Consider the following 15,073-nt stretch of genomic DNA (forward strand, 5'->3'; position numbering starts at 1 on the left):
CTACTGAATACTTGATGCCGTTGATGTCAAAGCTGGTGGATGATTTTGACATAGCTGATGTGCCAATGCCTTGCGCTTCATGTGCCCGTTAATAAATCGCTTAGGCCAGCATTGGTGTCATCGCTGAGTTTTTAAGGGGCTAGGTGGTTATACCTCGCCCCATGTATAATGGTAGTAGCCAACTTCTTGTGGTTTTTTAGAAAAACTTGGCAGATATTAATGCTAGGTCAGTGTCGTGTTTCAACATAGCCTTGCAAATGACTCCCAGAAGCCCGTAGCTGAGTGATTGTTCTTCCTGACTGCTTTCGTTAAGCAATCGCAATAAGTCTCTGTTGCTTGCCGTAGAGCCTTAGTCAAAAGGTTAATGATTCTAGGCTGAGTTCGAGCTAGAAACTCATCAGAGAGGAGTGGAATAGGCAAGCACTCTATCAACGGTTCAATTTCTTCGTCGGACAAAGTCTTGCTACTGGTCAGAGATTCCAGCAGAGCAATCAGTACATGCTGTACTTCTTCCCCTGGTGGCTTATCAAGCATTGTGAGTTGCACAAGCTTACACAAACACGCCCTGACAAGTATCTTTATGCTGTCTCTATCCCATTGAGTTGATGAGTGTGCTGCGGTCAGTCTTGCTAAGGCATTTAAATGAGCGTCATCACCATTGTGAATTACCTCCTCCATGCATGCATACGCCATTGCGGTGGAGATATTCTGAAGGTTTAAGCACATTAGGTTATGTATGACCTCCATATTGGTGTTTCTGGTAATCTTGTCGTGGAAGTTAACCGGTACAAGTGGAGTGGAACACGACTCGAAACCACTCAACACTATTCTGGTAAAGTGATCGATACAGAAATGCCCAATATTAAGACTCGCGGCCAGAGCGTGGCTCATTAGGAAGTTATGAGTGCACAAATCTCTTAGTTTAATTTTCAAATCTAACGGTATGTTGAGCTTTGAATCAGAGTGTTGTTGTGTGCGCTCCAGTATGAGAGATAAGTTAGCAATGAAGTTGCTAGGCAACGACATTTCTTCATCCGAGTCTTGAAAGTAAACCGTGTAATGGTCGTCATTGTATACAGGCCATTTGCCTTGATAAGCCTCGCAGTATTGGTGTAGTAGCTCATAAACGTTCTCTGTCATGTGCCAATTACAGTCATCGAATAGATTTGGCCCGATGCAGGCGAGCAGCACGGCGGTCATCTCATCAATTACAAAATCAGTGCATTGTGTGCTTTCCGAAGGCTCGTCGTTCTTATTGATTAAGAGCTTTATGTCAGGACAGAGCACAGCTAGAATCGCTTTCTGGAAGTTATCCTGCCCGTTTATGAATCGATACTTCATGTCTATCGGTAATGAGGCTTGTTCCATTATTGGCTTCAGCTTCTCTCTCGATTCTCTGATAGGTGCCGTAATCTTCTCAATTTCAGCTAATATCTCGTCGCCTGTCGCATTCTCAGGAAGCTTGAGGATATAGAAGACTTCTTTTTCATCTTCGTTCATTATTGCAGAGGCAATATGGTAGACAGCGTGAATTGGCGACAATTTATCAGCCAGAGTTACCACTTTAGCTTGCAAGATTAATGGATCCCCTTTTTCTGCACCAATCAGCTTTTGGGCAGTTTCACCTTTACTGTCAATGAGGTATTGGGGGCATTTGGACACGAAGAACTTTCGCACCACCAGCTTAAGGTGGGATTGGTGTTCACAGGTATAGTCAAACGCGTGCAGGTATTTACCAACTTCCATTGGCCAATCTTGTTCTGAAAAGTGTTGGCGTGCATGAAATAAGAGGTTGAAACAGTACTTCGCGTTCTTATGCGGGTCATCGCAGAACCAATCTATGATCGTCTCAGCAACATCTTTAATCCTATGGCAGAAGTAAAACATCAGTCGCCATGAGTAGTCTTCGAAGTAATCATCAAAAACGCTTAAGGGTACTTCGGATGAGAGTTCTCTAGCTTTATCTTTGTCTTGTGAGTAGACCGATTCAAGGTATTGCCCCCACAAGTACACAAGGTTCCTTTTTTCATAATGCTCTAAGGACTCCTTCTCCTGGTACTTGTCTATGTTGTTGCGGATCAGCTGCGCGGCTAATTGGTAGTCCTTTTGGTTACCAGCCAATATAGAATAGAGCGTAACTATTTCTTCACGCTCCTTATCTTCAGGAGCAAGGGCTTCTAGCTTCTCCTCAAGCGTTTGGAACTGTCTTGATGCGTGAAGGTAAGACAGATAGGAGTGGTAAGGTTCAGAGAGCCATGGGGTTTCGTCGCCAAAGACGATATCAGATAGCAGCACTGCAAATTCAGGATAACCATGCATTGCTAATTCAGGTGCGATGAAATTTACAAACGAAGCATTGAGGGTAGTGTCTTTGAAACTGCGGATGGCACTCTCGATATCGCTATAAGGAAACTCATTGTCTTCAAGAATAGGGGCGCTTTTTGCCGCTAAGGCAATCATGTTGGCTTTAGCCGCAACAGTATCCTTCTCGGCCAGTATTTCGAGCGTACCAATAATCAGATCGCTATCCCCACTTTCATAGAGGAGTTTGCAAGCTTGAAAGTTACAGTGCTCTTCTTCTTTTTGGTTGATGAGTGCCTGCATTAGCTCTTCAGGCTCGCAATCGCGCAATGCTTCCATATCTTTACGCGCTGTGTCCAAAATAAACGAAGCTAGCATTGCATCGTCGAAGAAGTTCTTCGCTTCGATGTGCTCTCTGTTTCGCTTTATACAGTCTTCCATGGATAAGCTGGCCATGTGTGTATAACGGAACAAATGGCAAAGTATGTGTAGCAGCCTAAAGTCTGGTATTTCGCTTTCATCAACCAATAGTATGAGGTCGCTGCACAACCTATCGAATTGGTTTTTCTGTTCGTAAGTTAGGCAGAAAAAGTCCTTATCGATTTCCACGTGATTAGAAACGCACTGGAGAATTACGTTCTCGCGTTTGAATTCCTGTAATGGTTTTAGATGTTCTAGCCTTTCAAGCACTTTTCTTGCGTGATCATACATCGAAAGATCTATGGATTTTTCAAAGAGCGCGATTAGTTCAAAATCAGACAAGGTTTCGATACTTTCACAGATGGCCTCAACGTAGTCCCTTGTGGCAAGTCTACGAAGATAGACATGCTGGGGAATAGTAATGTCATCTAACGTTTGGGATATTTCTTCAAACCGCTGGTGGGCAGCGTCTGCGCCTTTTCTTTGTTCGATGAGTTTTAGTAGGGCTGCTTCTGCTAAACCTTGCGTTAACGACTCCAATTGCTGGCCTTGACTGTAACCCTCAACTGTTCTGGTATCTTCCTCATCTACCTCGTCGGTCAATATCACTTTAAGGCACGCAACGGCCAATTTTGCTTCTTGGTCTAAATCTGGTATCTCACTAACCATTTCCAGTCGGTCTAATGCTGAACTGATTTTGTTTTCCTGAAAAACCTTGAGCGCCTTGATGAGAATTGGGCGAATTGGTTTAAGGCTAACAGCGTCATTAACCTGCACCAATAGCTTGTCGATAAACACGCTATTGTTGACAAGCTTGTCTCCATTAAATGCATCGCCTGAACCGTTACTAGTGATATTAACAGTGCTCATAGTTACCTCATAGAGCTTGAGATTAGTGGGCTTCGAAGAGCTTGAGAAGAAAGGGCATTACCCATCAAAGACGATAGGTAATGCTAAGGAGTGTTAAGGGCTATTTGTTGCTGTCTTCGCCGTTTACGATAATCTTGTCACCCGTAACTTTGTCACCATAGAACGCATCACCACCACCGTTGGCTGTGATGTTGATGACTTGCTTTGGCTGAGCGTTGAGTTCATTGATAATGTTCATGAGCTGAGTATTTGCTTCGATAACGGCTGCAAGTTGCTCCTTGGATTCGGCCTCTTTGAACTCTCGCTTATCAAGCTCCTTGGCAATAGCAGCTGCAACGTTATCATCTAGCTTGGCCAAATTATCCAATGCGGCCTTAACGTACGCAGCTGTTGGTTTAATTGTCGACTTAACAAGGTCGTAAAGGGCACCACCAAGAAGCGCACTAGTCACAAAATCCATAAGCTATCTTTCCTAAATCCATGTTTTTGAGGTGGGCTATTATACAAGGACTTTCGCTGCAATAGAAAGCACATGCTTATAGCTTGAAGCTATCCCCATTGCTAATGAATTTCTACGTTAATGAACTGCTCGCTTTGAACACGGCTTAATTGCGACTCACTGATATCTTCGGTTGCCAGCAGCTGAGCGCGGCGCGTCTCATCGAGTTTGCAACTGGTAACCACTTGAACGGATACCTTGTTATCCATTGAGGCGACAAAAGCCTGAAGCTTTTCTGGCACTGAAACTTCAATGGTTCGAATTTGGACCTGACCTGTAAAGCCAGCCTCCACCGCTCGAAGTAGAGCGGTTCGAACTATGGACATTACGTGCGGGCACTGCTCGGCCTTTAAATCGAGTTGCTCTACCATCGTCTTCACTCCTATCGGTTACAGTATTCAGAGGCGATAATTCGCAGTTGGGTGCACAGCAAACGAGCAAGGCGGCGTTCGCTCCCTTTCACTATTTTCACCTTGTTATCAATACGCTGGTATATCTGACTGTTTAGCCATAGCGGATCTTCTCTGTCAGCAAACGGCAGTTCTGCGAGTTTTGCCAGTGGCCTAGCATCGAAATCATCCTTACCAGACAGTTGAGCATCCACATGCAGACTATTGCCGACCATCGCCAGCGCTTTGAGTCCAATAACGCAGCAAGAGAGATTGGTATCAATGGCTTCCTTCCATACGTCCTTGTTAGCGGAGAGTAGTGACTCATACGGAAACTGCGCGTACAAACACTCGATAAAGCGAGCGACTTCGAGTAGGTAGTAGTCGTATTTCGTACTGTCTGCTAGGAGCTTTTTGACTCTCGCGGGTGTATCCCCGATGAAGCCGCAGACGAAATCGGACAAGGTAGCCATGTTCATAAATTGGCCTTGGCTGAGTCTGCCCTCAACTGCCACCGCCCTCGACAGTGGAACTCCCATGCGGTCAACAATGGTCATCAGTTCTGTTGTAAACACGTACAACGGGCATTCGCTGTCAAAATAAATTGACTGTGATTTTGAGGGCTTGCGTAAATTGAGGTGGAAATCGCTAAAGATCTGGCGAACAAAGCTAGCTGAGTCGTAGATGACTTCGGTAGCAACCTGAACCACTTTCAAATCCAGATGATTGCCAGCAAGAGACTCTTTTAGAGCTAGCGCATTCTCAATCCCTAGTCGTCTACCTTGACCATCTACGATAAACCTGTCCACCTCCGGACCAATCTCTACAAGCGATAGAGAGGTGCCATTTTCCTGCTTACTGATCGGAGCGTTAACAGGGGTAATCACTGCTTCACTTCCAACCACCAGCACCGCTTCTGGGAATACCGTGTTATTACGCTCAACCAGATAGTCCGTTACGCCTTTTGCTCGACTGCTCTGAACCAAGCGCTGCATACGTTGTTTCTCGTCCAGCTCGGCGCTCTCTATCGATGTAATCGCGCAGTATTGCGCAAAACTCACTTTACCGAGATGTGTATCACCAATGCCCTCGCTACCTGTAATGCACAACAGCTGCACCGACTCATTCGCGGTAATCTTTTTGTTTTCCAGGATGCAGTTCTCGGTTGTCTTTGTGTCAGTCGTCATAGTGATATCTCGTCTTGTGGCGATGTTAAATTGTTAACTTGATATTAAGGGGTGTTGAAACGTTAATCAAGAAGTTTTTATTTTCCTTACTTCTATTTATATAAAGATGTTTCTGTTGTTTTGTGACTAAATAATAAGGGTTGAAATGCCTAGTAACGATGTTAATATGTTAACCATTAATTCACTAGGGCGACCCACTATGAACTTTTTTGATCTGACATCTCTGAACTACCAGATAGCTGAATCTAGCTACAACAAGTTTGAATCTTTAGTTGCTGAGCTAATGAAGCTGCTCAAAGAGGGCATAATTTTTCATTGTGGGTATTCAACTGGGAAGGATTCGAGCGTAGTAGTAAATGCGGCTATCGAGGCGATGCGCCGATGCTTAGACAATGAAGATATCGAAGCCGACAGGCCGCTGGTGGTGGTCACAGTGGATACACTTCTTGAGCCTAGCAATATTCAGATGTATGTACCGTTTGCGCATCAGCAAGTGCGTGACCTGTGTGAAGCGCATGGCATCAATCTTCATCTCAAACTGGTATCGCCGCCAATGCATCAGCATTTGATGGTGCTTTATGCTGGTTCCCAGAAACTGTTCACTTCCTCAGCGTCAGGACGAAAAGCCGATTGCAGCAGCTTATGGAAAGTCGAAGTAGGGAAACGCGCTCTGGAAGAAACCCGCCAGTATCTGCCTGAAGAGTACCGAAACGGAAAGTGGGCCAACCTCAGTGGTGTGCGTATCGATGAATCAACTCGTAGAAAGTCCAATATGAGCAAGCGTGGTGAAGCTGACCTTACCGCTGATAGTCTGATTGAACAGATCCGGAGTGAAGGGGAGGGATATGGCTACCACCGTTTTGCACCTATCGCTAACTGGACAACCCGCGATGTCATTGACTGTTTGAACCACGCTGGTGATACTCCAATGAAGAAAATGCCTTCTGGTTTACATATCCCTTGCTACGGTAAGAACTTCGGCCTTTTGTTGGCGATATACGGGGAGGGTTCAAACGATGTGTGTCAGGTTGGAGAAAGTGGCTCCTGTGGCGGAGTTGCACGTTACGGCTGTCAAACATGCGGTATGGTCAGTGAAGACCATTCTGGCAAAGAGATGCTGCAATACCCTCGTTGGGCTCGCTTTGGTGACGATGTGCTGCGTCTTCGTGATTACCTTTTCAGAACCTCACTGAATGTTAATAACCGCGCTTTCCATCCTCGTGCTACCTGTAGCGTGACTTCCAATGTATACCTTCAACCGAATGTGCTTAAAGCAACCATCCTGGAAAACATACTGTATCAGGCAGCGCAAATCACCGAAAAGCACCGTCAGATCCATGCTGACTTTGTGTCCAACCTAAATAATGGCAATGTCTCAACTGATGTGGGTGTGATGGATATCCAAAGCGACCCAACACTGCGAGAGGATGTAAAGCTGGATTACGTGGATGCTTATGTATCAAGAATGAGCGAGAAGCCAATGCTTGAGTTGTTCACCGAGCAACACGCCGTGATGTTATCTGCACTTTGGTCTTTGCATGGCGTAAAAGCGGCCCCTTATCGTCCGATGAAAATCTTAGACAATGTACAAAACGGGCACCGAAAACCTCTGCCACCGCTTAACGCTGAACTAAATGCGCTTCGTGCTAAACAAGGGTTGCTTGAGTGGGACGATACCAAGGTTTTGAACAAGGAGGTGCCTGATGCACTGGTGTTCCAGCTGTTTGCTCCGGCGAAAAAGTTCGACTCGAACATTAGCCAAATAGATGAACTGGCACACTGGATGCCACTGAACTTCACCAAATCCACTTCACACCATATGGCACCTTTGCTGCGTGACTTGGGCCACGACCTAATTCACCGTGACAGATTGCGCCCTGTGAATACGCTGGTGGTAAAAGTAAAGCTTGCAACTGATGGAACTAATCACAAGCTAACCGTTAATAAAGCCACCTCCTCTGGCAAGCTTAATCTTGTTGAAGGCTCAGCAGCGTATCAAGAGCTGCTGACACTGGCGCAAAAAAAGGCACAAACTGAGCTGGCCAAGATAAGTACTCAGTACAACATCACAAGCGATGCCGTTCTTGCCGATGTCGTTAAGCTTGATGGTATGTTTGAGATTGAATTTCATGCAGAGCTGCCTTTTGCTAAAGAGTTCACCACAGCCTTTAGTGGTGTAAGTGCGCACGCTCGCAGTCGAAAAGAAACCGGTATGCGATTTACTAAGCGTAAGCGCAACAAACAAAAGGATGGGGTATTTACCGCTGGTCGCACGAGTTTGCAAGATTACAACCCGTCAGTCGTCCCATTGCTGGTAGAGCAGCATCAAACCCAAGTCGGCTACTGGCTACCGGATAACAAAGAAACCAGAGCGCAGCATTTCTCATTGTACGATTACAACATGGACGCTGATTTTGTTCAGGGGTTAGCAGTATCAATGGATTTTGAAAGCAAGAAGTTCAACGTTTTCATGAAAAAGCACTGGTCAACTGCTATTGCCCGTCATGATGCTTACGTACGAGAAGGGTTCACTAATCGCTTGGGCGCAAGAAAGTATACAGGAACAGGCGTATTTCACTCGCTGATGAAAAATTCTGGCCTGAGTATGGCTCCGCGATTTCAGGAGTACGTGAACCAATCATTGGTTAGAACTGAAATCTTCCACGCCTCGCATCTGTATAACCTGTCAGACCGCAACTACCACGATGTACTAAACGCAAGTCATGTTATCTCAATGACTGAGCACCGTAGTCAAAAAGCCAATCAGCTACTGGCTGTGCGCAAAGTTCGTAATATCAAGAGAGCAGAGTTACAGTTTAAATTGAACACTCAATTGCCGGGATCTCATGCGAGCATCATTTGTCGACGAGTCATTGAGTTCTTGTCGCATTATGAAGAGCAAGCTTTTGCGATGGCGATACATGCTTCGCATCAGGGACTTGCAAACAAACCTTCACCATCACTTAGAGGCTGCGTGAATCAAATGTGGGTGAGTGAGTTTAGTCCGGTAGCATCAAACTTCAAAGAGCTACTTAAACTGGTAACAACAGCGAGTGAACTGGCAGTTCTGAAAGCAGATCTTACCGCCATGACATCCGTGTTTAATACATACAAGAGTAAGCTAACGCTGGTGGAAAGCTCACTGCAAGCACGATGCGCGACGATTGTGGATTGTTTGGTGGGGACTCAGCAAAACACTGACGTTTCAGATTTTGTTGATGATGGCATGGGTAACATGGAATTTCTTGATGAAAGCTTGGTTACGCCAATTGTTGAGGCATATTTAGCCGTTGGTGCTACTCGTAACCGCTTTCTAACTGAGATGGGACTGAGTAACGTTCTGGCGGCATCAAAAGGGGTTGGCGCAAGAGACAAGCACATTGCAGCAACTTGCTACGATTCTGCCATCGCGAACTTGCATTCAACGGCTCGCTCGTTAGCTTCCACGCTGCAAGAAGTGAATTATGACCAAGCATTGAGAAATGTCGTTACTCTTGAGTGTCGTACCAGTACAATCATGACCCTATCGCAAGAAAAACAAGATCGATTAGCGGCGCTTAGGGCTGCTAGTTAAAAATGCTAGGTATAACCATGTTAACTGATGTCCAATTTGAACAACTACAACGACTGTCTAGGAAACCGCGTAATGCCAAGGTCGCAGAGATAGTAAAAGATTTGTTCTTAAACCATGGAATAGATGAGCAGGATGGGGTAATCGACGCGATGGATGAGCCTTTTGATTTCAAGCGTTACGTGCGAACAGGGCGTGACACTTTGCTGTCCTCGTACAATGGGATTATCGCATTAAACCAATTTCTTTCATCTGGTCAGCCTGGTACTCAAAAGCACTTCGAGCTTATTCTTGCTCTGTATCAGTACCAGCCAAACAATAATACCCAAAAACAACTAGAGCTACGTATTGTCCACCAAGTTCCGGCAAGCCGTGTTGCTGAAATCACTGATACCACTGTTCAACACCTCAGTCGCAGCGTCAGCCAGTACAACAAGAAACAGAAAATGATTGAGGAAGTTAGAGCGCACTTCTAATGCCTCCAGTCAGATCCTATCCCTTTCTGGCTTATACTGCTTAGGCAGGGCTTACATTGTTACTATCTTCGGTTTCCCAACTTACAGACAATGACAGAAGCCAGTTGGCTTCAATTTGAGCAAGTCAATCGTCCAGCACTTCACTTAAATCGCCATGTCGGATTTGTCACACTTTAATCCGAGTGGCTTTTTTTAACTGGGATAGCCACCAGCTCGGGTTAATTGGCTAAGGTTTTTTAGAAAAACGATAGTAGTTCACCACCGTCCCACTTCAAACCACACAGTAACGCCTTCATATACATCTTGATGTAATTATTATATTGACACCTTTTTTGTAATTATTATAATTACAGGTATTGATGTATTAATGAGCATTCATAGCAATGAGTACAGAAAAAAATACAACTGCCCAAAAGGTTTTGAGAATGTTTAACGATGGCCAAGCTCTGGAAGCTTTTGAGGCGGCGTTAGATTGGGCAGACACAGTTCGGGAAGCTAGCGAATATAGCATTTACAGGTTTGAAGATAAGTCTAGCGTTCGCGTATACATCACCGATGAACATGAAATCGCAGTAATCGAAGAGTGACGATGCCCTTATCTTTAACAGGAGGAAAAACATGGCTGTAAAATACTGTGCTGAGATTGAAATTAAGTACGAGCCGCACGAATGTGACAAGGAGTTTGTTTCTTACACTATTAGAGCTCTGAACCAATCTCTGAGAGATAAAGCCATCGACCAGGTGCTGATTGATGGTGGGGTTCTTTGGTATGAACGGTATTACACAGAAAGCAGCTAGCTTTCTTCACCACGCTCACCAATCACCGCGATACTTCGTCTGCCTCCTATTTGCATTCCCGAGTTTTTCAGAAAAACCTCTTTGACAATCGAATTAAGTGCAGGGCAATACTGCACTTAATGTAATTAAAACATTGACATTGATTTTGTAATTATTATAATTACACATATCAACTTGATTGTAACCATTCGAAATACGCAAGTGTACAACCTGTAACATTCACCCACGTCACAAGAAGATAGGTGCTGAAACATGACCAAAATTGTAATCAAATCAGAATCGGAGTTTGAGGAGATAAGCGCAGACTTAAACGCAACTCTTGAGCACCCTCTGGCTTACGAAGAGGGTTTTTGGGAGCAAGTCAATTATGACGAAACCGTTGCTGCTTTAGATAAGTGGCGTGAAGACCACCCGCTCTCTACCTGTCAAATTGACGGAAACAACAAGGACAGCTGAATGCGACTAACTCAACCAACTAAAAAAGCACCAACTATGGCAGGTTTGTATTTTTGCCGTGAGTGTAACGGTAGTGCTCAAGAAGGTTGGACACCTATAGCAGTATTTGAAGTGGATGGCACCTTATGGGTCGAAGATGCAAGCTATTGCACGAAGCTGCTCTTATCTGAACATCTCGCCGCATTGGACTGGGAATGGTGCAAAGCAGCTTAGTTGCCTTATTCGATACAAGTACCTTGCGAGTGGGACGCATAAAGGAGTTGCTCGATTTAGAGCGATCAAAGAAATAATGGATGGAGTATAATGATGTCTAATTTGACACTCATAGACTGCTTTGCGGGCATAGGTTCTTTCTCGCTTGGAGCTCAGCGTAATGGCATTGAAATAACCGGACACGTAGAGTATGACGGGTTTCGTGACCACGTTTTATCTAAGCACTTTAATTGCAGTAACTTTGGCGATATTCGTTACTTTGCGAAACCGCTGAAAGAAATCCCGTATGCGCTCGAAAACCTTTCAGAGCCAAACCAAGAGCTCCCCAGTTTTCTATCCAGTTGTCAGGCTAATCGTCAGCCAAAGCGTAACAGCTCAAGCTTTGAAGAAGATTCCGTGCCAAGTGAGCATTACGATATCGAGTTTGCATCACTCGAAGATTTCATGGAAGGGGTGATCGAGTGCCCAAACATGATGTCTTTCTCTATTCCATGTCGTGATGTTAGCCGAGCTAATTTTTGGCGCGTAGGAATGCATGGTGAGCAATCGGGTTTAGTCACGGAAGCTGCGCGTATCATTGAAACTCTAGTGCCAGACTATGTACTTGTAGAGTGTACTGAGGACTTCTTTAAAGCGGGGATGGGGGGAGCATGGCTTATCGATAAAATGATGGAACAGGGTTACTCCCACATAGAGTGGCAGGTCGTTAGCGGCGCGGCATTAGGCTACCCCCAGCTTCGTAGCCGAGCGATCATTGTTGGTGCGCAACCAGATACTGCGCTAGCTCGATCAGGTGAAAGCGCTTTTCATGAACTTGAGCGCTATGTGAATAGAATTCAGTCGGGCTCGTGGACGTGGCATTGTCGTACAAAAGACGAAGTGGATAGCGACTATGTTAGGCGACATATGCTCGATGAAGACCCCAAGTCGATTAAATGGCGATCTCTTTCTCTTAATGCACTAGGGGATTCACTTATCGTTAAACTTCCAGAGCTTATTTTTTGTCAAATTGTGCGCTTAGAGTCTTCACCAGTTCAACCCAACTTATTTGCGTCAATGCCTGAAGGTACGGTGATGCCATTCAATCACGATGAAGATGTTTCAAGAAATGGCGCGGTCTTTAGTGGCACCTATTACGCTAGAGAACGGAACAAGAACATTGATCTTCTATCTAGCAACCCAGAACTTAAAAATAAGCTCTTTCCCACGCTCTTTCGCAAAGAAGGTAATAATCTATGCTCTGGCAAAAGCAGAACAAAGCGCCCTGGTAGTCAAGGTGGGTATGCTGGCCTCTTTCAAACAGAGTACGGAATTACTCAGGGTGGCTTATCACTTGCTTACTGTCACAGGATTATGGGCTTTCCTAAAGGTTGGGTGTTTTCTGAAGACAAGTCCGATCATAAATTATGTTGATTGCAGTAAAATTAGGATTAGTTAAATGGGATACGTTACGGAAATAATACCTCAATGTGATGGTTGCCATACGACAAATATTTCGCATAGAGGGGATACTGAGCTCATGGTAGTAAGAAGTATTAAGTTAGATGGTTGGCTTGTAAAGAATGACGTCTTTCTTTGTCCTGATTGTTTAGATAATGGATTACAGATATCCAAAGGTTTGGTAGTTAAAATAAAGGGTTGCCGCGATATTAGATCAGAGTAGAGCTGTATTATGGTCATAAAAATATTGAGTTCTCTGATGTAATTGTTATAATTACACATGTTAGCTTAACTAGTAACTGTCTTTGGTGGCTTTACATCAATTACAGGCCAAGGAAATAGTATGCATAGCAAGATTCAGTTTAGGAACCAGACACAGAGCCTAGCAGAACTCCATGATGCATTAACTGGGGCAGCACTTGATGAGAGCCTGGGCCTTTATCAATGTCATAACTGTATGGTGCATTACCACACTGAAAGCTACCAAGCGTTGCAGGCCGACAACAACGGTCAGTGTGTAGCATGTAGCTCTTCAGCAATTAAGTCAGTCCAATAGCGAACACAATTCTAGGTATCAAATGAATCATGCAATAGCTAACGATAATGATGCCAAGTGCAGAATTGAATGGGGAGCATTAAGGGCAGGGTATCGCTAAGAATACCTAATAGAAATAGTTAGGCCACTGATTAGCAGTTTGATAATGACGAAAGAGTGTAACGGAGGAAGTGTAATGGCAACGAATGGAAATCATATAACAGATAGAGAGCTGTCAGCAGTCTTTGGGAATGTTTCAGTTAAATATTTTCCGACACCTCCTGCGGAGTCGAAGAAAGCCAAACACTTGAAATGGTCCACAAAGCGATTCTGCCATGTGGATTGGCCTTGGACGGATAAGCATTGGTTGCTTGATGAAATTACACATGCTGACTTTGGCTATATCAATGATGGAAATTACATTCTATTTTCAAGCGCTACAAGTGACAGTCAACAAGTAGAGTTTTTAAGTCACTTTGAAGTTTCCTTGCTTGATGGTGGGGAACTAGATCTTAACGGATTAAGGAAGGTGCTGACCAACTTAATGCAAGTCGTTGACGCTGCACATAGTAGTGGTTTTGCCTTTGCTGTTGATGAAATGAAAGCTCATTTAGATTCACAGCCAAGCATGAAAGAGTTTAAAGAGCATTTGAGTATCGAGCGCGATAACGCATATCGAAATGACTTTTAATCGGTCAAATAAGGAAAAGGGCACAATGATTAATGAGCTTGGTTTTTGTACAAAATGTGGCAGTGAATATGAAAACTTGCCCGAGCTTTCACCTTGCCCCAGTTGCAAAAGTGAGCAGCCAGAGTCAGAAGGAACACCAATGAGCGGTGGTGAATGTCCTGAAACTTCTAGTGTCCCATTTCTTTGACCGAAGGAGTGGGATTACTCTCACTCTCACCTTGCTTCATTCTTATTCCTGCCAATTCATGACATACAGACTAGGCAGGCTTTCCTTTGGATCTGTTTTTACGCGCTTAATCTCCGTACCACCTTCCAAGAGCTCATCGTAAAACTCCTTCAGTTCAGCTGAGGGTGTTCCTTCCGCGTCAGAGATAAGATTGCAATACTTATAATTGATACTGTACACCTCAAATGTAATGTCAGCAGTGTTAAGCTCCTTCAACTTAGCGAGCTTCTCGGCATACGTTGTTTTTCTAGAGCCATTTACACCATCAATTGTGCGATTGTAGTTATTCAAACATTGAACCTCAGAGAGTCCGATATTTTTGCGATGTTCTGATGTGGCTATAATGGATTTTAGCACGTTGAGCTTAGGGGTTAAGGGTTTCAAATCGGCATTGGTTTCCACATAATTTGCGGCCATACATGGTTTTTCAAGAAAACTCTTAGGAAAATAGATGTAGAAATGTGGCGGGAGTTGTTCTCGGCTCCCTTCCTGGGGAATTAAGTCATCATTCTCGATCATGCCAAGATAAAACGCAGCTTGGCTAGTTGTGATCGGATAGTTGACTGCATTGTGCATATTCTTGTTGTCGTTCTTAAACTGATCCATATTTTGCTCTGTATAGGCGTCCACGTGAAAAATGGCATTACCTACAGTTAAAATATCTTGGCTCATATAAGCACTCAGAACCTCGTGAATTAAGTTAACTTGTTGAGTTGTTATCATTCTTAGTATGACGTGGCCACCCATGCATCCCCCTTTGGATTATTTACATTTCTCGCTTTGATAAACTGAGACTGTATCTAACTGGCGATTGACTTAATTGGCGTAAGGCACGATTTGTTAAGTGGGACTGCTGATTCAGTGCGCGAAACGGCGGGACAGACAAACCAGGGAAGTTTTCCTGAAAGGTCGGTATCTTTTTTCCAATAAGACGTTTTTTTCTAAAGCGTGTGTTTGGGGAGGTGATCCACCAGCGTGGCATTTTTGCTGGTGGTTTTTCT

The 15,073-nt window shown here is 44.3% G+C and carries 14 protein-coding genes; 9 read left to right on the top strand and 5 right to left on the bottom strand.

Annotated features, from left to right (window positions below; genetic code table 11):
- Positions 1-240 precede the first annotated feature (240 nt).
- From CTT30_RS22920 to CTT30_RS22935, 4 genes are all read right to left on the bottom strand, one after another.
- Positions 241-3,591 (bottom strand): hypothetical protein, encoded by a 3,351-nt coding sequence (locus CTT30_RS22920; protein WP_252037896.1) that lies wholly within the window; start codon positions 3,589-3,591, stop codon positions 241-243.
- 100 nt (positions 3,592-3,691) lie between these two features.
- A complete protein-coding gene (locus CTT30_RS22925; protein ID WP_252037897.1) occupies positions 3,692-4,051 on the bottom strand; it encodes a hypothetical protein in 360 nt (119 codons plus the stop codon).
- A gap of 101 nt (positions 4,052-4,152) precedes the next feature.
- A complete protein-coding gene (locus CTT30_RS22930) occupies positions 4,153-4,461 on the bottom strand; it encodes a hypothetical protein (protein WP_252037899.1) in 309 nt (102 codons plus the stop codon).
- An 11-nt stretch (positions 4,462-4,472) separates the two neighbouring features.
- Complete coding sequence (locus tag CTT30_RS22935; protein ID WP_252037901.1) at positions 4,473-5,666, bottom strand: DNA sulfur modification protein DndB; 1,194 nt, start codon at positions 5,664-5,666, stop codon at positions 4,473-4,475.
- A 199-nt stretch (positions 5,667-5,865) separates the two neighbouring features.
- On the opposite strand from CTT30_RS22935, the gene CTT30_RS22940 reads away from it, so the two are divergent.
- The 9 genes from CTT30_RS22940 to CTT30_RS22980 all read left to right on the top strand — a co-directional run bounded on the left by CTT30_RS22940 (position 5,866) and on the right by CTT30_RS22980 (position 13,846).
- Positions 5,866-9,240, top strand: coding sequence for a phosphoadenosine phosphosulfate reductase domain-containing protein (locus CTT30_RS22940; RefSeq protein ID WP_252037903.1), 3,375 nt, complete (start codon positions 5,866-5,868; stop codon positions 9,238-9,240).
- Between the two features lie 17 nt (positions 9,241-9,257).
- Entirely contained in the window at positions 9,258-9,713 is a 456-nt protein-coding gene (locus tag CTT30_RS22945) for a hypothetical protein (RefSeq protein ID WP_252037905.1), read from the top strand.
- Positions 9,714-10,138: 425 nt separating this feature from the next.
- Complete coding sequence (locus tag CTT30_RS22950; protein WP_252037907.1) at positions 10,139-10,300, top strand: hypothetical protein; 162 nt, start codon at positions 10,139-10,141, stop codon at positions 10,298-10,300.
- 31 nt (positions 10,301-10,331) lie between these two features.
- Positions 10,332-10,511: a hypothetical protein gene (locus CTT30_RS22955; RefSeq protein WP_252037908.1), complete on the top strand. Its 180-nt coding sequence runs from the start codon at positions 10,332-10,334 to the stop codon at positions 10,509-10,511.
- A gap of 252 nt (positions 10,512-10,763) precedes the next feature.
- Complete coding sequence (locus CTT30_RS22960; RefSeq protein WP_252037910.1) at positions 10,764-10,967, top strand: hypothetical protein; 204 nt, start codon at positions 10,764-10,766, stop codon at positions 10,965-10,967.
- Positions 10,968-11,180: a hypothetical protein gene (locus CTT30_RS22965; RefSeq protein WP_252037911.1), complete on the top strand. Its 213-nt coding sequence runs from the start codon at positions 10,968-10,970 to the stop codon at positions 11,178-11,180.
- A gap of 90 nt (positions 11,181-11,270) precedes the next feature.
- Positions 11,271-12,593 carry a DNA cytosine methyltransferase gene (locus CTT30_RS22970; RefSeq protein ID WP_252037913.1) on the top strand — a complete coding sequence of 441 codons (1,323 nt, stop codon included), beginning with the start codon at positions 11,271-11,273 and terminating at the stop codon, positions 12,591-12,593.
- A gap of 370 nt (positions 12,594-12,963) precedes the next feature.
- On the top strand, positions 12,964-13,176 hold the full coding sequence (locus tag CTT30_RS22975; protein ID WP_252037914.1) for a hypothetical protein: 213 nt from the start codon (positions 12,964-12,966) through the stop codon (positions 13,174-13,176).
- Between the two features lie 175 nt (positions 13,177-13,351).
- On the top strand, positions 13,352-13,846 hold the full coding sequence (locus CTT30_RS22980) for a hypothetical protein (protein ID WP_252037916.1): 495 nt from the start codon (positions 13,352-13,354) through the stop codon (positions 13,844-13,846).
- Positions 13,847-14,075: 229 nt separating this feature from the next.
- Here the strand turns inward: CTT30_RS22980 and CTT30_RS22985 are convergent, their stop codons facing one another.
- The gene (locus CTT30_RS22985; protein ID WP_252037918.1) at positions 14,076-14,819 is read right to left on the bottom strand and encodes a hypothetical protein; all 744 of its coding nucleotides are present in this window, start codon (positions 14,817-14,819) and stop codon (positions 14,076-14,078) included.
- Positions 14,820-15,073 lie beyond the last annotated feature (254 nt).

It is taken from the genome of Vibrio coralliilyticus (genome assembly GCF_024449095.1).
In the GTDB taxonomy this organism is placed as follows: domain Bacteria; phylum Pseudomonadota; class Gammaproteobacteria; order Enterobacterales; family Vibrionaceae; genus Vibrio; species Vibrio coralliilyticus_A.

What these genes read in the sequence shown, in the direction of transcription:
- CTT30_RS22920 (WP_252037896.1), bottom strand. Translation starts at nt 3,591, where the DNA reads ATGAGCACTGTTAATATCACTAGTAACGGTTCAGGCGATGCATTTAAT.
- CTT30_RS22925 (WP_252037897.1), bottom strand. Translation starts at nt 4,051, where the DNA reads ATGGATTTTGTGACTAGTGCGCTTCTTGGTGGTGCCCTTTACGACCTT.
- CTT30_RS22930 (WP_252037899.1), bottom strand. Translation starts at nt 4,461, where the DNA reads ATGGTAGAGCAACTCGATTTAAAGGCCGAGCAGTGCCCGCACGTAATG.
- CTT30_RS22935 (WP_252037901.1), bottom strand. Translation starts at nt 5,666, where the DNA reads ATGACGACTGACACAAAGACAACCGAGAACTGCATCCTGGAAAACAAA.
- CTT30_RS22940 (WP_252037903.1), top strand. Translation starts at nt 5,866, where the DNA reads ATGAACTTTTTTGATCTGACATCTCTGAACTACCAGATAGCTGAATCT.
- CTT30_RS22945 (WP_252037905.1), top strand. Translation starts at nt 9,258, where the DNA reads ATGTTAACTGATGTCCAATTTGAACAACTACAACGACTGTCTAGGAAA.
- CTT30_RS22950 (WP_252037907.1), top strand. Translation starts at nt 10,139, where the DNA reads ATGTTTAACGATGGCCAAGCTCTGGAAGCTTTTGAGGCGGCGTTAGAT.
- CTT30_RS22955 (WP_252037908.1), top strand. Translation starts at nt 10,332, where the DNA reads ATGGCTGTAAAATACTGTGCTGAGATTGAAATTAAGTACGAGCCGCAC.
- CTT30_RS22960 (WP_252037910.1), top strand. Translation starts at nt 10,764, where the DNA reads ATGACCAAAATTGTAATCAAATCAGAATCGGAGTTTGAGGAGATAAGC.
- CTT30_RS22965 (WP_252037911.1), top strand. Translation starts at nt 10,968, where the DNA reads ATGCGACTAACTCAACCAACTAAAAAAGCACCAACTATGGCAGGTTTG.
- CTT30_RS22970 (WP_252037913.1), top strand. Translation starts at nt 11,271, where the DNA reads ATGATGTCTAATTTGACACTCATAGACTGCTTTGCGGGCATAGGTTCT.
- CTT30_RS22975 (WP_252037914.1), top strand. Translation starts at nt 12,964, where the DNA reads ATGCATAGCAAGATTCAGTTTAGGAACCAGACACAGAGCCTAGCAGAA.
- CTT30_RS22980 (WP_252037916.1), top strand. Translation starts at nt 13,352, where the DNA reads ATGGCAACGAATGGAAATCATATAACAGATAGAGAGCTGTCAGCAGTC.
- CTT30_RS22985 (WP_252037918.1), bottom strand. Translation starts at nt 14,819, where the DNA reads ATGGGTGGCCACGTCATACTAAGAATGATAACAACTCAACAAGTTAAC.